15 protein-coding genes are annotated in these 19,147 nt (G+C 71.2%); 10 read left to right on the top strand and 5 right to left on the bottom strand.

What is annotated here, in order from left to right; translation table 11 throughout:
- Positions 1-218: 218 nt before the first annotated feature.
- The 6 genes from ACZ601_RS34980 to ACZ601_RS34955 all read left to right on the top strand — a co-directional run bounded on the left by ACZ601_RS34980 (position 219) and on the right by ACZ601_RS34955 (position 9,314).
- The gene (locus ACZ601_RS34980; RefSeq protein ID WP_469545409.1) at positions 219-3,056 is read left to right on the top strand and encodes a putative bifunctional diguanylate cyclase/phosphodiesterase; all 2,838 of its coding nucleotides are present in this window, start codon (positions 219-221) and stop codon (positions 3,054-3,056) included.
- 217 nt (positions 3,057-3,273) lie between these two features.
- Complete coding sequence (locus ACZ601_RS34975) at positions 3,274-5,130, top strand: acetolactate synthase large subunit (protein ID WP_469545407.1); 1,857 nt, start codon at positions 3,274-3,276, stop codon at positions 5,128-5,130.
- Positions 5,131-5,152: 22 nt separating this feature from the next.
- On the top strand, positions 5,153-5,680 hold the full coding sequence (gene ilvN, locus ACZ601_RS34970) for an acetolactate synthase small subunit (protein WP_389689078.1): 528 nt from the start codon (positions 5,153-5,155) through the stop codon (positions 5,678-5,680).
- A gap of 98 nt (positions 5,681-5,778) precedes the next feature.
- Complete coding sequence (ilvC, locus tag ACZ601_RS34965; protein WP_311303051.1) at positions 5,779-6,780, top strand: ketol-acid reductoisomerase; 1,002 nt, start codon at positions 5,779-5,781, stop codon at positions 6,778-6,780.
- 274 nt (positions 6,781-7,054) lie between these two features.
- On the top strand, positions 7,055-8,647 hold the full coding sequence (gene serA, locus ACZ601_RS34960) for a phosphoglycerate dehydrogenase (RefSeq protein ID WP_440577126.1): 1,593 nt from the start codon (positions 7,055-7,057) through the stop codon (positions 8,645-8,647).
- Positions 8,648-8,723: 76 nt separating this feature from the next.
- A complete protein-coding gene (locus ACZ601_RS34955; RefSeq protein ID WP_469545403.1) occupies positions 8,724-9,314 on the top strand; it encodes a TetR/AcrR family transcriptional regulator in 591 nt (196 codons plus the stop codon).
- A gap of 490 nt (positions 9,315-9,804) precedes the next feature.
- Here ACZ601_RS34955 and ACZ601_RS34950 read toward each other — a convergent pair whose 3' ends face one another.
- Positions 9,805-10,947 (bottom strand): PucR family transcriptional regulator, encoded by a 1,143-nt coding sequence (locus tag ACZ601_RS34950; protein WP_469545401.1) that lies wholly within the window; start codon positions 10,945-10,947, stop codon positions 9,805-9,807.
- Between the two features lie 183 nt (positions 10,948-11,130).
- Here ACZ601_RS34950 and ACZ601_RS34945 point away from each other — a divergent pair, with 183 nt between their 5' ends.
- Both ACZ601_RS34945 and pruA read left to right on the top strand, forming a co-directional pair.
- On the top strand, positions 11,131-12,057 hold the full coding sequence (locus ACZ601_RS34945; RefSeq protein WP_440579095.1) for a proline dehydrogenase family protein: 927 nt from the start codon (positions 11,131-11,133) through the stop codon (positions 12,055-12,057).
- 247 nt (positions 12,058-12,304) lie between these two features.
- Positions 12,305-13,936: an L-glutamate gamma-semialdehyde dehydrogenase gene (pruA, locus tag ACZ601_RS34940; protein WP_469545398.1), complete on the top strand. Its 1,632-nt coding sequence runs from the start codon at positions 12,305-12,307 to the stop codon at positions 13,934-13,936.
- 90 nt (positions 13,937-14,026) lie between these two features.
- On the opposite strand, the gene ACZ601_RS34935 is transcribed toward pruA, so the two are convergent.
- From ACZ601_RS34935 to ACZ601_RS34920, 4 genes are all read right to left on the bottom strand, one after another.
- Complete coding sequence (locus ACZ601_RS34935; protein WP_469545396.1) at positions 14,027-15,232, bottom strand: lysophospholipid acyltransferase family protein; 1,206 nt, start codon at positions 15,230-15,232, stop codon at positions 14,027-14,029.
- Positions 15,232-16,092 (bottom strand): phosphatidate cytidylyltransferase, encoded by an 861-nt coding sequence (locus tag ACZ601_RS34930; protein ID WP_469545394.1) that lies wholly within the window; start codon positions 16,090-16,092, stop codon positions 15,232-15,234. Before ACZ601_RS34930 ends, ACZ601_RS34935 begins: the two co-directional genes overlap by 1 nt.
- Entirely contained in the window at positions 16,089-16,661 is a 573-nt protein-coding gene (locus tag ACZ601_RS34925; protein ID WP_469545392.1) for a CDP-alcohol phosphatidyltransferase family protein, read from the bottom strand. Before ACZ601_RS34925 ends, ACZ601_RS34930 begins: the two co-directional genes overlap by 4 nt.
- 81 nt (positions 16,662-16,742) lie before the next feature.
- Complete coding sequence (locus tag ACZ601_RS34920) at positions 16,743-17,753, bottom strand: NADP-dependent oxidoreductase (protein WP_469545389.1); 1,011 nt, start codon at positions 17,751-17,753, stop codon at positions 16,743-16,745.
- Between the two features lie 101 nt (positions 17,754-17,854).
- On the opposite strand from ACZ601_RS34920, the gene ACZ601_RS34915 reads away from it, so the two are divergent.
- Together ACZ601_RS34915 and ACZ601_RS34910 are read left to right on the top strand one after the other, a co-directional pair.
- The gene (locus ACZ601_RS34915; RefSeq protein ID WP_469545387.1) at positions 17,855-18,736 is read left to right on the top strand and encodes a LysR family transcriptional regulator; all 882 of its coding nucleotides are present in this window, start codon (positions 17,855-17,857) and stop codon (positions 18,734-18,736) included.
- A gap of 257 nt (positions 18,737-18,993) precedes the next feature.
- Entirely contained in the window at positions 18,994-19,122 is a 129-nt protein-coding gene (locus ACZ601_RS34910; protein WP_274535172.1) for a hypothetical protein, read from the top strand.
- The last annotated feature ends 25 nt before the right edge of the window (positions 19,123-19,147 follow it).

Genomic DNA, 19,147 nt, shown 5'->3' with positions numbered 1-19,147 from the left:
GGAACTATGTCCCTCTGTGACCAGTCTGGTGTATCGTCCCGAAAGGGAGGCTGCGCCGTGGAAGGGACGGCGCCGGGGAGGAAGCCACACGCGAGGGGGCGACGGGCGATGTACGGCCGATGGGCGAACGATCCGACACGGCGGGGTGGCCACAGACGGCCGGCGGCGCGTCCGGTGCACCGGCGCCGCGTCCGTCCGCAGACCGCGGGAGCGCCCCGGTGAGCGCGCCGGCGAGCACCCGCGTAGCGCTCCTGGCCCGGCGCTCTGCCCTCGGCAGGGCGCCCGCGCTCCTGCCTCAGCTCCTCCTCGGCCTCGCCTGCGCCGGATACGCGGTGGGCGCGGGGCTGGGCTGGGGCTCGGTGCGGATGGCGCTCTTCATGGGCGACTTCGGCCTCAGCACCGCCGCCCTGGCCGCCGCCGTCTCCTGCTTCCTCTTCGCCCGCGCGGCGGACAACCGGTTCCGGCCCGCCTGGCTGCTGTTCTCGCTCTCCTCGCTGATGGCCGCCGGGGGCAACGCGGTCTGGGGGTGGTACGAGTTCGTGCGCGGGCTCCCGGTGCCCAGCCCCTCCCTCGCGGACCTCTTCTACCTCTGCTTCGCGCCGCCCGCGATCGTCGGACTGCTCGTCCTCGCCAAGCGCCCCGTCACCCGGGCCGGCTGGGTCTGCCTGGCACTCGACTCCTGGCTGATCGGCGGGTCTCTCCTCACGCTCTCCTGGAGCCTCGCCCTCGCACACACGGCACATCTGGCGGACGTCGAGGGCGCCAGCGTGGCGAGAGCGGCGCTCTCGCTGGCCTACCCGCTGCTCGACATCGTGCTGGTCTCCATGGTCCTCGCGCTGCACTTCCGGCGCTCCAGCATCAACCGCGCCGCGGTCAACACCGCCATCGCCGCTCTCGCCCTGACCGTGCTGTGCGACGCCCTGTTCACCTCGCCGCTGCTTCGCCAGACGTACCACTCGGGACAGTTGCTCGACGCCGGCTGGTTCGCCGGTTCGCTGCTCCTCGCCTACGCCCCCTGGGGCGCGGGCCGTGCGGAGGACAACGCTGTCCAGGAGCGGTCTCTGCCCCGGACCACCAGCCGCCCCATCGCCGGTTCGCTGGCCGCGCTGACGCCCTACCTCGCCGCCGCCGTCTGCACCCTGGGCATCCTCTACAACGTCATCGAGGGCCGCAGAGTGGACCGGGTGGTGGTCTTCACCGGTTGCACGGTGGTGCTCGCACTGGTCGTACGACAGGGCATCATGCTCGTCGACAACATCGCCCTCACCCAGGAACTGGCCCAGAAGGAGAACCACTTCCGCTCCCTGGTGCAGGGCTCCAGCGACGTCATCATGATCGCCGCCCCGACCGGCATACTCCGCTACGTCAGCCCCGCCGCCTCCGGTGTCTACGGGCGAGAGGCGGACGACCTCGTGGGTGCCGAGCTCTCCTCGATCATCCACCCCGACGACCTGGGCGCGGTGGTGCACGAGGTACGCCGCTTCCTGGCCGCCCCGCCGGCCGAGGAGCCCACCACCCGCATCGAGTGCCGCTTCAGGTCCGGCAGCGGCGAATGGCTGAACGTCGAGTCCACCGTCAACCGCCACCAGGGCGGGCTGATCCTCAACAGCCGCGACGTCACCGAACGGGTCCGGCTGCAGGCCCAGTTGCAGCACAACGCCGAGCACGACCCGCTCACCGACCTGCCCAACCGGGCACTCTTCACCGACCGGGTCCGCCGCACCCTCAGCGGCCGCCGGTCCGGTGACGCGGGCACCGCCGTCCTCTTCATCGACCTGGACGGCTTCAAGGCGGCCAACGACCGGCTCGGCCACCAGGCGGGCGACGAGCTCCTCATCCAGGCCGCCCGCCGCCTCCAGGACTCCGTACGGGTCGGGGACACCGCGGCCAGGCTCGGCGGTGACGAGTTCGCCGCCCTCATCGTCGGGGACGGCAGCCGCGAGCAGACCGCCCGCGAGTACCAGGTCCACGAGATCGCCGACCGGCTGCGCCTCACCCTCTCCCGGCCCTACCGGATCGGCGCCGGAGAGGTCCGGGTCACCGCCTCCATCGGCGTCGCCTTCGCGGAGCCGGCCATCACCCCCAACGACCTCATGCGCAACGCGGACCTCGCCATGTACCGCGCCAAGGCGGGCGGCAAGGACCGCGTCGAGCTGTACGCCCCGCAGATGCAGGCCGAGGTGGTCCGCCGCTCCGAACTCGCCGCCCGGCTGCGCACCGCCCTGCGCGAAGGCGAGTTCGCGCTCCTCCACCAGCCCGTCGTGCATCTGACCAGCGGCACGGTCGCCGCCGTCGCCGCGCAGGCCCGCTGGCGCTCCGCCCAGGGCATCCTGTTCACCCCCGCCGAATTCCTCCGCGTCGCGGAGGACAGCGACCGCACCGCAGAGCTGGGCCGCTGGCTCCTCGAAGAGGCCGTCGAGCAGGCCGCAGACCGGGCCCGCGCCGGACACCAGGTCTCCGTCGCCGTCCGGCTCTCCGCCCGCCGGCTGCTCGACAAGGGGATGCCCTTCGGATCCGTGGAGGCGCTGCTCACCCGCTACGGGCTGCCGTCGGGGGCGCTGATGATCGAGGTCTCCGACAGCGACCCGAGAGTCTCCTTCGACGAACTCGAACAACGCCTCGTCGCCCTGCGCCGGCTCGGCGTGCGGATCGCGCTCGACGGCTTCGGCAGCGGCTACGCCGCGATCAACGCCCTGCGCCGGCTCCCCATCGACGTACTGAAACTGGACCGCGGCCTGGTCGAGGGGGTCGTCGAGTCCGCCCGGCTGCACAAGATCACCAGCGGGCTGCTGCGTATCGCCTGCGACCTCGGGATGCAGTCCGTGGCCGACGGCGTCGACGTACCGGAACAGGTCCTCGCCCTGCGCGCCATGGGCTGTACGCACGGCCAGGGCATGGCCTTCTCCGGGCCGCTGGACGAGTACCGGCTGCGCCGCGCCCTGGCCCGCGGCGAGTTCCCGGTGCCCGGCGGCAGCGTCGCGCAGCCGGTCCTGGCGGGCGGCTCGATCCCGCTCCTCACCGGATCACATACTGAGACGCCCGTCCCACCCACTTGACACGCCGAGTGCGTCGGAGAGAGGGTCAATGCCATGCGCACCCGAATTCTCGTACTTGGAAAGCGCGTCGGCTGAAGCAGAGTCCCTCACTGACACTCTGCAGACCGCACCGGCGCGCTCCCCTCGCTTGCCTCACGGCACGAGGGGTTTTTTGTTGCACCGGCACCACGCAAAACGTCGTAAAACACTCGCAAAAACCCTCAGCTTCGAGAAGAGAATGCCGATGACCGAGCAGGCCACCGGGGCCCACCATCCCCAGCCGCGAGCCCGTACCGGCGGATCGCCCTCCGCCGCCGTTGAGCACCTCACGGGCGCGCAGTCCCTGATTCGTTCTCTTGAGGAAGTCGGGGCCGACACGGTATTCGGCCTCCCCGGCGGCTGCATTCTCCCGGCGTACGACCCGCTGATGGACTCCACCCGGGTCCGTCACGTCCTGGTCCGCCACGAGCAGGGCGCGGGCCACGCGGCCACCGGCTACGCACAGGCCACCGGCAAGGTCGGTGTCTGCATCGTCACCTCCGGTCCCGGAGCCACCAACCTCGTCACCCCGATCGCCGACGCCGCCATGGACTCCGTGCCCATGGTCGCGATCACCGGCCAGGTGGCCTCCGCCGCCATCGGTACGGACGCCTTCCAGGAAGCCGACATCTGCGGCATCACCATGCCGATCACGAAGCACAACTTCCTGGTCACCCGCGCGGAGGACATCGCGCACACGATCGCCGAGGCCTTCCACATCGCGTCCACCGGCCGCCCGGGACCGGTCCTCGTCGACATCGCCAAGGACGCGCTGCAGTCGAAGACCACGTTCTCCTGGCCGCCGCAGATGGACCTGCCGGGCTACCGCCCGGTGACCAAGCCGCACGCCAAGCAGATCCGTGAGGCCGCCAAGCTCATCACCCAGGCCAAGCGCCCGGTGCTGTACGTGGGCGGCGGCGTCATGAAGGCCGGAGCCACCGCCGAACTGAAGGTCCTGGCAGAGCTCACCGGCGCGCCCGTCACCACCACCCTGATGGCGCTCGGCTCCTTCCCCGACAGCCACCCGCAGCACGTGGGAATGCCCGGCATGCACGGTTCGGTCACCGCCGTCACCGCGCTGCAGAAGGCCGATCTGATCGTCGCCCTCGGGGCCCGCTTCGACGACCGGGTCACCGGTAAGCTCGACAGCTTCGCCCCGTACGCCAAGATCGTGCACGCCGACATCGACCCGGCCGAGATCGGCAAGAACCGCGCCGCCGACGTGCCGATCGTCGGGGACGCCCGCGAGGTCATCGCTGACCTCGTCCAGGCGGTCCAGGCCGAGCACACCGAGGGCCACACGGGCGACTACGCCGCCTGGTGGAAGGACCTCAACCGGTGGCGTGACACCTACCCGGTCGGCTACGACCTGCCGGACGACGGCAGCCTCTCGCCGCAGCAGGTCATCGAGCGGATCGGTGAACTCGCCCCGGAGGGAACGATCTTCGCGGCGGGCGTCGGCCAGCACCAGATGTGGGCCTCGCACTTCATCAAGTACGAGCAGCCCGCCACCTGGCTGAACTCGGGCGGTGCCGGAACGATGGGGTACGCGGTCCCGGCGGCGATGGGGGCCAAGGCCGGGATGCCGGACCGCGCGGTGTGGGCCATCGACGGTGACGGCTGCTTCCAGATGACCAATCAGGAGCTCACCACCTGCGCGCTCAACAACATCCCGATCAAGGTCGCGATCATCAACAACGGCGCGCTCGGGATGGTCCGCCAGTGGCAGACCCTCTTCTACAACCAGCGGTACTCCAACACCGTGCTGCACACCGGCGCCGACACCGACGGCCTCCCGGCGAAGGGCACCCGGGTGCCCGACTTCGTCAAGCTGTCCGAGGCCATGGGCTGCTACGCGATCCGCTGCGAGGACCCGGCCGACCTGGACAAGGTCATCGCCGAGGCCAACTCGATCAACGACCGCCCCGTCGTGGTGGACTTCATCGTCCACGAGGACGCGATGGTGTGGCCGATGGTCGCCGCCGGCACCTCCAACGACGAGGTCATGGCCGCCCGCGGCGTCCGCCCCGACTTCGGCGACAACGAAGACGACTGAGAGACAGAGAGAGACCGACTTCATGTCCACCAAGCACACGCTCTCCGTCCTGGTCGAGAACAAGCCCGGTGTCCTCGCCCGGATCACCGCCCTGTTCTCCCGCCGCGGCTTCAACATCGACTCGCTCGCGGTCGGTACCACCGAACATCCCGACATCTCCCGCATCACCATTGTGGTCAATGTCGAGGGCCTGCCCCTGGAGCAGGTGACCAAGCAGCTCAACAAGCTGGTCAACGTCCTGAAGATCGTCGAACTCGAGCCCGTCGCTGCGATCCAGCGCGAGCTCGTCCTGGTGAAGGTCCGCGCCGACAGCGAGACCCGTTCCCAGATCGTCGAGATCGTCCAGCTGTTCCGCGCCAAGACCGTGGACGTCTCCCCGGAGGCCGTCACGATCGAGGCGACCGGCGGAGCCGACAAGCTGGAGGCGATGCTCAAGATGCTGGAGCAGTACGGCATCAAGGAGCTCGTCCAGTCCGGCACCATCGCCATAGGACGCGGCGCGCGCTCGATCACCGACCGGTCACTGCGCGCCCTCGACCGCACGGCGTAGCCGCCGCCTCGCCGCTCGTATGGCGAGACCCGAAAACGTAACTGACGCACCCCGCCGTACGGTGGGACGCAACACCTGCACACCAAGGAGAAGACCCAGTGGCCGAGCTGTTCTACGACGACGATGCCGACCTGTCCATCATCCAGGGCCGCAAGGTCGCGGTCCTCGGCTACGGCAGCCAGGGCCACGCCCACGCGCTGTCGCTGCGCGACTCGGGTGTCGACGTCCGTGTCGGTCTGCACGAGGGCTCGAAGTCCAAGGCCAAGGCCGAGGAGCAGGGCCTGCGCGTGGTGACGCCCGCCGAGGCGTCCGCAGAGGCCGACGTCATCATGATCCTGGTTCCGGACCCGATCCAGGCCCAGGTCTACGAGGAGTCCGTCAAGGACAACCTCAAGGACGGCGACGCGCTGTTCTTCGGCCACGGCCTGAACATCCGCTTCGACTTCATCAAGCCGCCGGCCGGCGTCGACGTCTGCATGGTCGCCCCGAAGGGCCCGGGTCACCTGGTCCGCCGCCAGTACGAGGAGGGCCGCGGCGTTCCGTGCATCGTGGCCGTCGAGCAGGACGCCACGGGCAAGGGCCTGGAGCTCGCCCTCTCGTACGCCAAGGGCATCGGCGGCACCCGCGCCGGCGTCATCAAGACCACGTTCACCGAGGAGACCGAGACCGACCTCTTCGGCGAGCAGGCCGTGCTCTGTGGTGGCACCGCCGCCCTGGTGAAGGCCGGTTTCGAGACGCTGACCGAGGCCGGCTACCAGCCGGAGATCGCGTACTTCGAGTGCCTGCACGAGCTGAAGCTCATCGTGGACCTGATGTACGAGGGCGGCCTGGAGAAGATGCGCTGGTCCATCTCGGAGACCGCCGAGTGGGGCGACTACGTCACCGGCCCGCGCATCATCACCGACGCCACCAAGGCCGAGATGAAGAAGGTCCTCGCCGAGATCCAGGACGGCACCTTCGCCAAGGCCTGGATGGCGGAGTACCACAACGGTCTGCCCAAGTACAACGAGTACAAGAAGGCCGACAGCGACCACCTGCTGGAGACCACGGGCCGTGAGCTCCGCAAGCTCATGAGCTGGGTCAACGACGACGACGCGTAACACCGATGCCTCAGGGGCGGGTTCCCGGACCCGCCCCTGAGGCATCAGCCCTGCTTCACCGCTGGAAGAGGCGGCGTCGTACGTGTGTACAAGTCGTCCAGCCTCATGTGGGTGATCCTTCCAACGGGGCGCAGTATGCGCCGTCGCGCATGACTACACTTCTTCACACATACACGCGTCAGGCCCACAGTGTCGTGCGTCTTCCACGCGGCAAGCCCCTCCACCGCCTGCGGCCGTCGGGACGGCCGTCCGCACTGGACCTGTGAGGACTCACGTGAGCTCGAAACCTGTCGTACTCATCGCTGAAGAGCTGTCGCCCGCCACGGTGGACGCCCTGGGCCCGGACTTCGAGATCCGGCACTGCAACGGCGCGGACCGCGCCGAGCTTCTCCCCGCGATCGTCGATGTCGACGCCATCTTGGTGCGCTCCGCCACCAAGGTCGACGCCGAGGCCATCGCCGCCGCGAAGAAGCTGAAGGTCGTCGCCCGCGCGGGTGTCGGTCTGGACAACGTCGATGTCTCCTCGGCCACCAAGGCCGGTGTGATGGTCGTGAACGCGCCGACCTCCAACATCGTCACCGCCGCCGAGCTCGCCTGCGGCCTCCTGGTCGCCACCGCGCGCCACATCCCCCAGGCCAACACCGCCCTCAAGAACGGCGAGTGGAAGCGCTCCAAGTACACCGGTGTCGAGCTGAGCGAGAAGACCCTCGGCGTCGTCGGCCTCGGCCGCATCGGCGTCCTGGTCGCCCAGCGCATGTCGGCCTTCGGCATGAAGATCGTCGCGTTCGACCCCTACGTGCAGCCCGCGCGCGCCGCGCAGATGGGTGTCAAGCTCCTCTCGCTGGACGAGCTGCTGGAGGTCTCCGACTTCATCACCGTGCACCTCCCCAAGACCCCGGAGACGCTCGGCCTGATCGGTGACGAGGCGCTGCACAAGGTGAAGCCCTCGGTGCGGATCGTCAACGCCGCCCGCGGTGGCATCGTCGACGAGGAGGCGCTCGCCTCCGCCCTCAAGGAGGGCCGCGTCGCCGGCGCCGGGCTCGACGTGTACACCAAGGAGCCCTGCACGGACTCCCCGCTGTTCCAGTTCGACCAGGTCGTCTGCACCCCGCACCTCGGCGCCTCCACCGACGAGGCCCAGGAGAAGGCCGGCGTCGCCGTCGCCAAGTCCGTCCGCCTGGCCCTCGCCGGTGAGCTCGTACCCGACGCGGTCAACGTCCAGGGCGGCGTGATCGCCGAGGACGTCCGTCCCGGACTGCCGCTCGCCGAGAAGCTCGGCCGGATCTTCACCGCTCTCGCGGGCGAGGTGGCCGCCCGTCTCGACGTCGAGGTCTACGGCGAGATCACCCAGCACGACGTCAAGGTGCTCGAACTCTCCGCGCTCAAGGGTGTCTTCGAGGACGTCGTCGCCGAGACCGTCAGCTATGTCAACGCCCCGCTGTTCGCGCAGGAGCGCGGTGTCGAGGTCCGCCTCACCACCAGCTCCGAGTCGCCCGACCACCGCAACGTGGTCACCGTGCGCGGCACGCTCGCCAGCGGCGAGGAGATCGCGGTGTCCGGCACGCTGGCCGGTCCCAAGCACCTCCAGAAGATCGTCGCGATCGGGGACCACGACGTGGACCTGGCGCTGGCCGACCACATGGTCGTCCTGCGCTACGACGACCGCCCCGGTGTCGTCGGCGCGGTCGGCAAGATCCTCGGTGAGGCCGGTCTGAACATCGCGGGCATGCAGGTCTCGCGGGCCGATGTGGGCGGCGAGGCACTGGTCGTCCTCACCGTCGACGACGACGTCCCGCCGACGGTGCTCACCGAGATCTCGGCCGAGATCGGCGCGGCCTCGGCCCGTTCGGTGAACCTCACCGACTGAGCCGTCCCGCAACCCCGTACCCGGCATCTAGACGCGCGTCTTACACGAACGTCTGCATGCCGGGTACGCTGCTGTCATGGGACATCGTGAGGATCTGCTCGAAGGCGCCAAGCGCTGCCTGCTGGAGAAGGGGTACGCCCGGACGACGGCACGCGACATCGTGGCCGCCTCCGGGACGAACCTCGCCTCCATCGGCTACCACTACGGCTCCAAGGAGGCCCTGCTCAACCTCGCCTTCATCAAGGTGACGGAGGAGTGGGGCGACGTGCTGACCAAGGAGAACGACGAGATCGGTCACGAGGCCTCGGCCGACGTGCCGGCCGCCCCGCTCGACCAGTTCCGCGAGACCTGGGATCGGGTGATCGGGAGCTACGAGCAGACCCGGTCCGTCTGGCAGCTCCAGATGGAGGTCATCTCGCGGATCGACTCCGACCCCGAGCTGCAGAAGGCCCTCGCCGGCCCGCAGCGCGAGGGCCGCGACGGGCTCGCCGAGAACATGCTGGGCATCGACCCCGAGGCGGAGCCGGAGAAGGCGCGGGTGGCGGGGCTGTTCTGCCAGGCGTTGCTCGCGGGGGTGATGGTCCAATGGCTGATGGACGGTGACAGCGCCCCGTCGGCGCAGGACCTGACGGATGGCCTCAAGGCGGTCCTGGCGGGGCGCGCGTAGGTGGGGGCGGGGGTTTGGGCGTCGCGCCCGTCTTGGTACCCCGGTCCTTGGTGCGGGGTTCCGTCCTCAATCGCCGGACGGGCTTGATTTTCTGCGGGTGCCCCGTGGGGTGCGCCTGGTCCGGTGGGTGGGGGGCGGTGCCCCTCCGGGGCGTCTCCTCAAAAATGGCGTGTTCACCCGGGTACGTGAGGGACTCGGGTCGTACGCCATTTTCTGCGGGGACTCCCCTGCACGTCCCCACCCCAGGCCCAGTCGCGTCTGCACACCGGCGAAACTGCTGTCGCAGACGCATGGCGGCCGGGTTCGGGGGCGTGCAGGGGAGTCCCCGCAGAACGACGAACACAGACCCGGGTACGCAATGCGTACCCGCCGCACGTTCGTCGTTTGAGGAGACGCCCCGGAGGGACCCCGAACCCCCACCCACCGGGCTGGCGCACCCCGCACCCGGCGGAGCAGCCGCACCCCGCACCCGGCGGAGCAGTCGCACCGCTCAGAGCCGGGACGCCTTCAGTGCCATGTGCAGCAGCAGTCGGTCCTCGCCGTCGTTCAGGTCAAGGCCGGTGAGTTGCTGGACCCGGGAGAGCCGGTAGTACAGCGTCTGGCGGTGGATGCCCAGCTCGGCGGCGGTCCGGGACGCCTGGCCCGCGCAGTCGAGGAACACCTCCGCGGTACGGGCCAGGTCCCGGTGCGCCGGGGTGAGCAGCGGGCGGACCGTGGGGTCGGGCGGCTGCTCGGGGGCGAGGGCGGTCAGCAGGCGGTAGGGGCCGATGGCCGACCACTGGGCGACCGGGCCGAACCGGGTCTCCGCCGCTGCCGCCCGGTTCGCGGCGGATGCCTCCTGCCAGGCGTCGGCCAGCTCCGCCAGGCCCCGGCGCGGCACCGCGATTCCCGCGGTGGCGGCGGGGCCCGCGGTGGAGCGCAGCCGGTCGGCGGCGGTGAGCGCCGGGTCGAGGACCTCGGGGGAGCGGAGCCGGACGAGCGCGGCCAGTGCCGGAGTGCCTGCCGCGTCGGCGGACGGGGCGCCGGACAGGGCTGCCGTGGACGGCACGGTGCGGGCCGAGGGCGGGTCCTGTGTCCACGGGGTCACGCACACCACGGTGTGCAGCCCCTCGGCGTCCGGGCCGAGCGCCTCGCTGAGCGCGGCCACCGCCATCTCGCGCTGCCAGCCGCGCGCCGCCGTGATGACCGCGCCGAACTCCCGGGACAGGTCGGTGCCCGCCCGCGCCTCTTCGGAGAGCAGCGCGCCGATCCGGGCCGCCACCTCCATCGCCGCGTCCAGCTGCCGGTCGGTCGGCCCGGGATCGGCGTCCAGCAGCCATACGTAGCCGAGCACCACACCCCGATGGCGTACCGGAAGGCAGATCCGGTCGCGGTTGACGCCGGCCTCCGGGGCGGCCGGGATGCGGACGGGGCCGGTGGCACGGGTGATGCCGAAGTTCTCGAACCAGGCGCGGACCGCCGGGGTCGAGCGGCGGGTCAGGATCGAGCGGGTGCGGACCGGGTCCATCGCCGTGTCGTCGTCGCTGTCGTGGGCGCCGAAGGCGACCAGGCCGAAGTCCCGGTTCTCCAGCGTCGCGGGGGCGTCGAGCAGCCCGGAGATCTCGTCGACCAGCTCCTGGTAATCGCCCTTCACCCGGCCATTCTCGCACCCCTTCAGACATATGTCTGAGATCCAGGGCACGGATGCGTGACAGCTGTCGATGGCCCGGCATCGGGGAGATCCATAGATTCGACGGTGGTTCTCCGTGCTGTACCGCTTATGTTCGTCATAGAGCAGCGGTACGGCTTTCGTCCGTACTTTCCGTGGAGGTGCCCCGTGCTGGGTCCCGTGATTCTCGCCGCGTCACGCAGCGACAAGATGCGCCGCTTCATCTCGGCAGCCCCGGGCACCAAGCAGGTCGTCGGCCGGTTCATCGCCGGTGAGACGGTCGAGCAGGTCGTCCCGATCATCGAGGACGCCGCCGGCAAGGGCCTCGAAGTCACCATGGACGTGGTCGGTGAGGACATCACCACGCCCGAGCAGGCCGCCGCCGCCCGCGACGCGTACCTGGAGCTCATCGGCCGCCTGAAGGACCTCGGTCTGGGCACGAAGGCCGAGATGTCCGTGAAGCTCTCCATGTTCGGCCAGGCGCTGGACGGGGGCCACGAGCTGGCGCTCGCCAATGTCCGCCCGGTCGTCGAGGCAGCTGCCGAGATCGGCACCACGGTCACCCTGGACGCCGAGGACCACACCACCCTCGACTCGATGTTCGCCATCCACGAGGAGCTGCGGAAGGACTACCCGCAGACCGGATGCGTCATCCAGGCCTACCTCTTCCGTACGGAGGAGGACGCGCGCCGCCTCGCCGCCGCGGGCAGCCGGGTACGCATCGTGAAGGGCGCCTACAAGGAGCCCGCCTCCGTCGCGTACCAGGAGAAGGCCGAGATCGACAAGGCGTACGTCCGCATCCTGCGGACGCTGATGGACGGCGCGGGCTACCCGATGATCGGGTCCCACGACCCGCGTCTGATAGCCATCGCCCAGGAGCTGGGCCGCAAGGCCGGGCGCAAGCTGGACGAGTACGAGTTCCAGATGCTGTACGGCATCCGCAGCGAGGAGCACATCCGGCTCGCGGCCGAGGGCCACCGGATGCGCGTCTACACCGCGTACGGCACCGACTGGTACGGCTACTTCATGCGCCGCCTCGCGGAGAAGCCGGCCAACCTGCTGTTCTTCGGCCGCTCCATCCTCACCAAGGGCTGAGCGGTGGTTGTCGCCTGCCAGGCGCATCCTGGAAGGCGACAACCACCGCTCGCCGCCCGGCCGTGCCGGATCTGTTCCGCGTTGTCTCCCTAAGGAGCAACGGAAACCGTGACTCCGCCCCTTGAGGCTTCTCAGTCACCCGCCGAGGCGGGCTCGTGACGGTCAAGCCCTGACCTGTCGCCCAACATACGCACAGGACTTCAGTTCCTCCCGGCTGAGGTCGATAATCACTCGGAAGAGGTAACTCATGGACGCCGTGACCCAGGTCCCCGCGCCGGTCAACGAGCCGGTCCACTCCTACGCCCCGGGCTCCCCGGAGCGCGCCCGCCTGGAGGCCAAGCTCAAGGAGCTCAGCCAGAACCCGATCGACCTGCCGATGACCATCGGCGGCGAGAAGCGGATGGGCGGCGGCGAGCGCTTCGACGTGGTGCAGCCCCACAACCACAAGGCCGTCATCGGCACCTTCGCGGGCGCCACCGAGCAGGACGCGAAGGACGCGGTCGACGCCGCCCTCGCCGCCGCTCCGGCCTGGCGCGCGATGTCCTTCGACGACCGCGCGGCCATCATCCTGCGCGCCGCCGAGCTGCTCTCCGGCCCCTGGCGCGAGACGCTGGCCGCCTCCACGATGCTCGGCCAGGGCAAGACCGCCCAGCAGGCGGAGATCGACTGTCCCTGTGAGCTCGTCGACTTCTGGCGCTTCAACGTGCACTACGCGCGCCAGATCCTGGCCGAGCAGCCCCCGGCGAACTCCGCCGGTGTGTGGAACCGCATGGACCACCGCCCGCTGGAGGGCTTCGTCTACGCGATCACGCCGTTCAACTTCTCGGCGATCGCGGCCAACCTGCCCACCGCCCCCGCCCTCATGGGCAACGTCGTGGTGTGGAAGCCGTCCCCGACGCAGACCCACGCCGCCGTGCTGCTGATGCAGCTCCTGGAGGAGGCCGGTCTCCCCAAGGGCGTCATCAACCTGGTGACGGGCGACGGCATCGCCGTCTCCGAGGTGGCCCTGAACCACCGCGACCTGGCCGGTATCCACTTCACCGGCTCGACCCCCACCTTCCAGCACCTGTGGAAGACGGTCGGCAACAACATCGCCAACTACCGCACCTACCCGCGGCTCGTCGGCGAGACCGGCGGCAAGGACTTCGTCGTCGCGCACCCCTCGGCCGACCCGGCGATCCTGAAGACCGCGCTGACCCGCGGCTCCTTCGAGTACCAGGGCCAGAAGTGCTCCGCGTCCTCGCGGGCGTACGTCCCGGCCTCCATCTGGAACTCCGGTTTCAAGGAGAAGTTCGCGGCCGAGGTCGACTCCATCACCATGGGCGACGTCACGGACCTGTCGCACTTCATGGGCGCCGTCATCGACGACCGCTCGTTCGCGAAGAACAAGGCCGCCATCGACCGCGCCGCCGCCGACCCGGCGTGCACGATCATCGCGGGCGGCACGTACGACGACTCGGTGGGCTACTTCGTCCGCCCGACCGTCATCGAGTGCAGCGACCCCGAGAACGAGGTCTTCACCACCGAGTACTTCGGCCCGATCCTCGCCGTGCACGTCTACGAGGACGAGAAGTACGACGCGATGCTGGAGCAGATGGAGTCGGTCTCCGACTACGCGCTGACCGGTTCCGTCATCGCGGGCGACCGTGCCGCGGCCGCTGCCACGATGGAGAAGCTGCGGTACGCCGCGGGCAACTTCTACATCAACGACAAGTCGACCGGTGCCGTCGTCGGCCAGCAGCCCTTCGGCGGCGGCCGTGCCTCGGGTACGAACGACAAGGCGGGCGCCCCGCAGAACCTCCAGCGCTGGACCCTGACCCGGGCCATCAAGGAGACGCTGGTCCCGCCGACCGAGTACACCTACCCCCACCAGGGCTGACGCCCCGGGGCCCCGCCCCGCCACGAACTCCGCCTCCCGACCGGTTCCCCTGCCGGCCGGGGGGCGGTTTCCATGTACGGGGTCCTCGGTTCAGCTCCAGCCGTGCACGATCATCGAGAGCCCCGCCGCGAACCCGCCGCCCAGCAGGGCGAGGAAGCGGCCGTAGTGGCGGCGGTGGCGGCGCAGCAGCAGCCCGAACCCGGCGAAGGCGAGGCCCACCGTCAGCGTGCGCGAGCCACGGGCCGCCGCGGACGCGCCGAGCCACTCGGCGGCCGGGACCCCGGCGCGCCCGGCCTCCGCGCCGTACACCTTGAACGGGATGCCGTTCCACGGCTGGTGGCGCACCGCGGACGCACCCTCCAGGGCCAGTTCGTGCCGGACCTCCGCGCGCATCCGGTCCGTGGTGAGCGGTGCGGGCAACTGGGCCCCGGCCGAGGCCAGTTGCAGGGCGAGAAGGCCACCGGCCAGGCTGCCCGCGAGCGCGCCCAGTGACATCTTCAGCGCCGCCCGGGGGGCGGCCACGCACACCGCGCCCAGCAGCAGCTCCGGCATCAGCGGCCAGCTCAGCGCCTCCGCGAACGCCCAGCAGAACGCCAGCGGCAGACCCCATCGCGAGGTGACCACGGCCGCCACCCGCCGCCGGGCAGCCGAGTCCCGCAGCGGCTCCCTCGCCGTCCGGCTCTGCAGCACCCGCACCGCGTCACGGGCCTGCCCGGGGGTGACCGCAGACGGCAGCGGTGCACCGACCGTCACCCGTACCAGCGAGGACCGCAGCCGGCCGTGCTTGGGCAGCAGCCGGTCCGTGCCGGCGATCCCCACCGGCACGACCGGCACCCCCGCCTCCTCGGCCAGCACCAGCGCGCCCCGGTGGAAGGAGCCCAGCTCGCCGTCGCTGGCCCGGGTGCCCTCCGGGAACAGCACGACCGCCCGGCCCGCGCGCAGCTCACCGGCCATGGCGAGCAGATCGTCCATTCCTCCGCCGCCCCGTCGCACCGGGAACCCGGCCGCGAGCCTGCGGCAGATCCGGCGCCGCCAGGGGGAGGCGAACCAGTAGTCTGCCGCCGCCCCGATCGCCGGGCCGTGCCGGGCGTCGAGCGCCGCGAGGAGGGCGGCCGTATCGGCGTGCGAAGAGTGGTTGGCGACCACCACACAGCCGCCCCCGGGCAGCCCGCCGCGCCGCTCGACCCCGCCGGTGAGGCTGAGGACGGTCCACCACAGCCCGCGCCGGAGCGCCGCGGCGGCCCGGGAGCGGCGGGGGAGAACGGTGGGGACGGGGGTGCCGAGGAGCGTGTTCATCAGGTCATCACCGTCGCCAGGAGAAGGGCCACGAGCAGGGAGTCGATCCGGTCGAGGAGGCCGCCGAAACCGGGCAGCCAGCTGCCCGCGTCCTTCACCCCCGACTCGCGTTTGACCATGGACTCGACCAGGTCGCCCAGGACGCAGCCGCCGGTCACCGCCGCCCACAGCGGCAGGCTGAACCCGCCCAGTACGAGCAGGAGTCCGGCCGTCGCGGCGGCCGCGCCGAGCACGCCCGCCCAGGTCTTGTTGGGGGAGAGCGGCGACAGCGGCCGGGCGAGCGGACCGCGCCGCCCCAGTGCCGTACCGCCGCACCAGGCGCCGACATCGCCCAGCGCCACCGCGAGACCCACGGTGACCGCGGTTCCGCCGAGCGTCACCAGGCCGGTCAGCGCGACCGGGATCCACAGCAGCCCGAAAGCGGTACGGGCGGCGCGGGTGAATCCGGTCCGGTCGTCCCCGCCCAGCACGGACGGCAGCGCGGCGGCGACCGGCAGCAGCGCCGCCGCCCGCAGGTCCAGGAGGTGGGGCGCGAGCCAGGCCAGCGCGGGCAGCACGAGCGCGGCCGCCACCAGCACCACGTAATCACCGCGCCGCAGCCCCGCCATCCGGACGAACTCGCTCGCCGCGACCACTCCGAGCCCGGCGGCCAGCGCGTACGTACCGCCGCCGCCCAGCAGGTAGGACCCGAGGAAGACGGGTGCGACCAGCGCCCAGGTCCGCCACCGCCTGCGCAGCTCCGCCCGCATCCGCAGGGTGGAGGGCAGGACGGCGACGGCCGCGCCGCCCGCGCCCAGCACGCCCGCGACCAGCGGTACTGCGCGGGCCGCCGCCTCCTCCGCGATCAGTACGGCGCTCATGACGTCTCCCGCCAGAGGCCGGCCAGCCGGAGCCCGGCGGTGAGCAGCGAGCCGGCCGCGATCACGGTCAGTACGGGCACGGCCCAGCCGCTCGCCGCGGCGATCACGACGAGCAGGCAGCGTTCGGTCTTGCCGACCGGGCCGCCGTTGCGCCGGGCCGCTCCGGCCGCCGCCCCGGCCAGCGAGACCCAGGACGGCAGGGTGGCCGCGAGGCCGGTGAGCGCGACCAGCCACAGCGGGGCGAGGGTGAGGAAGCCGGCCAGCACGACGAGGTCGGCGACCCGGTCGCCCAGCTCGTTCAGTACCGCGCCGCGCCGGGTCGTGCGGCCCGTGTCGCGGGCCAGCGCCCCGTCCAGGTTGGCGAAGGCGAGCCGGGCCGCGAGCAGTACGGCGACCGGCAGCACGGCGGGGCCTGCGGGCAGCCAGGCCAGTGCGGCGGCCGCGCCGGCCGCCGCGACCACGCCGGCCGCGGTGACGGTGTCGGGCGACACCTCGTGGCGGACCAGCGAGGCACGGACACCGGAGAGCCGGTCCGCGTACCAGGGCTTCAGAGCGTAGAGGCCGTTCATGACCGCAACTCTCGTCCGACTCACGTTCATTCGACACGGGTCGGGTACTCACGTCCGCCTGAGTACGTGGGTGCCCCGACCCTACGCGGCCGTGCGGATCAGCATCTTCCCGGTGTTCTCGCCGCGCAGCATGCCCAGGAAGCCGTCCACGGCCCGCTCGAAGCCGTTTACGACCGTGACGTCCGGGGCGATCCGGCCGCTGCGCAGGTGCGGGACGAGCAGCGCCTCCAACTCGCCCTGGGCGTCCAGGTGATTGCGGACGAGCACGCCTTCGAGGCGCAGGCTCCTGCCGACCACGTCGAAGAGGTTGCGCGGGGCGGGCGGCGGCGTGTGCGCGGAGTGGTACTGGGCGACGGCGCCGACCCAGGCGATCCGGCCGTAGTCGCGCATCGCGCCGATGACGCCCTCCAGGTGGTCGCCGCCCACGTTGTCGACGGCGACGTCGATCCCGTCCGGCGCGGCCTTCGCCAGCAACTCGCCGACCGGCCCGTCGTGGTAGTCGAAGGCCGCGTCGAAACCGAGCTCCCCGGTGAGCCGGGCGACCTTGGCGGCCGAGCCCGCGCTGCCGATGATCCGGCCGGCGCCGAGCAGCCGGGCGATCCGGCCCACCGCCGTGCCCACCCCGCCCGCGGCGGCGGAGACGAAGAGGTCCTGGCCCGGGCGGAGTTCGAGGACGCGGGTCAGGGCCGCATAGGCGGTGAGGCCCGTGCCGCCGAGGATCGAGAGGTGGGCGGTGAGCGGTACCCCCTCGTACGACGGGAGGCGGCGCGTGCCGTCGGTGCCGGCGGTGACCAGGGCGTGGGTGCGCCAGCCCTGCCGGTGGAAGACGAGGTCGCCCTCCGTGAGCCCCGGGTCGCGGGAGGCGGTGACCCGGCCGACGGCGCGGCCCTCCAGCGGGGTGCCCAGCTCCCAGCCACCGTCCATCTCCTCGCGGTGGTACGGGTCCACGGACAGGTAGAGGTTCTCCACCAGGGCCTGTCCTGGGGCGGGGTCGGGCACCGGTGACTCGGTCAGGGTGAAGAGATCCGGGGTGGGGAAGCCCGTGGGACGGGCGGCCAGTTGGAAGGCGCGGGCGGTGCGTGTCGTCGTCATGGCAGTGACCGTAGGAAGGAACTTTCCGTCCCGGCAGGGGGTTGCGTCGATGGAAAGGCCGTTTCTATGAGCGGCGTTCATGGAACGAGAGGACCCGCACGATGGCCGACCTGACTCCGAACGAGCTGCGCGTCCTGCTCGCCGTCGAGGGCGCGGGCAGCTTCTCCGGCGCCGCCGCGGCTCTCGGCATGACGCAGTCGGCCGTCTCCCACGCGATCCGCACGACCGAGCGGCGGATCGGCGCGGTTCTCTTCGAGCGCGGCCGCAGGGGTGCCACGCCCACCGCAGCGGGCACGAGCACCCTCGGATACGCCCGGCGGGTGCTGCGGCTGCTGGAACTGATGGGCGCCGAGGCGCGGGCGGCGGCCGGAGCGGAGTCGGGCGCCGTACCGGCCGGGCCGCTGCGGATCGTGGCCTTCCGCAGTGCCGCCCTGCATCTGCTGCCGCCCGCGCTGGAGCGGCTGCGGGCCCGCCACCCGGGGATCGAGCCGATGGTGCGCGTGGTGCGCGAGCTGGGGCGGGGCACGGCGGGCGAGGTGCTGGACGGGCGCGCCGACCTGGGCATCGCGACCGTGGGCGGTTCGTCGCCGGTGCCGGACGAGCTGGTCGGGGGAGTGCTGCGGGAGGAGGAGTACGCCCTCGTGCACCCGGCCGGCCATCCGGCGCCCCGGACGCTCCCGCTGCTGGACTGGGCGGAGAACTGCACCTCGTACACCCGGGAGTGGTGGGCGGCGCAGGACTGGATCCCGCGGGCGACCGTGGAGGCCGAGGACGACGGAGCGGTGCTCTCGATGGTGTCCGCCGGTCTCGGCATGGCGATCATGCCCGGACTGTCCCTGTACGCGGCACCCGACTCGGTCGAGATCACCGCTCTCGGACCGGAGCGCCCGACCCGCACCGTGGGCTATGTCACCACCCCTGAGCTGGCGCGATCCGCCGCCGTGCGGGCCCTGATCAGGGAGCTGAGAGTGAGCGGCGGGTGAGCCGCCGCAAACCTCCGTCTCAGATAGTAGGAAGTCCGAGTAATTGTGGAGACAGAACGGCCCGGCTGCCTTAGCTTTGTAGGAGCCGAACGTCTCGCTGGAACCAGCGACTGGCGTTGTGAGTGCGTGCCCCGATGCAGGTAACCCCTGCGGCATCCGCTCCCGCCCCTTCCGGCGCCTCGAAATCAACGATCTCGAAATCACCGTTCACGAAGTTCGATCTCGAAATCCTCGCGATCTCAAGGAGTCGATCCACCATGGCCGAGACCACTGTCCGCCGCGTCCGTCACGCCCACCGCCCGACCGAGTCGGAGCGCCGCAACGCCGCCGCCGCCCTGCAGCGCGCCCTCGACCGCAGGGACAACGGCGGCTCCACCGGTCACTGACCGGGCCCGCCTCGGCCCGGCCGTG

Source organism: Streptomyces sp. NPDC104307, from assembly GCF_055584045.1.
The sequence above is the reverse complement of the archived record's forward strand: the minus strand, read 5'-3'. Positions and strand labels throughout refer to the sequence as shown.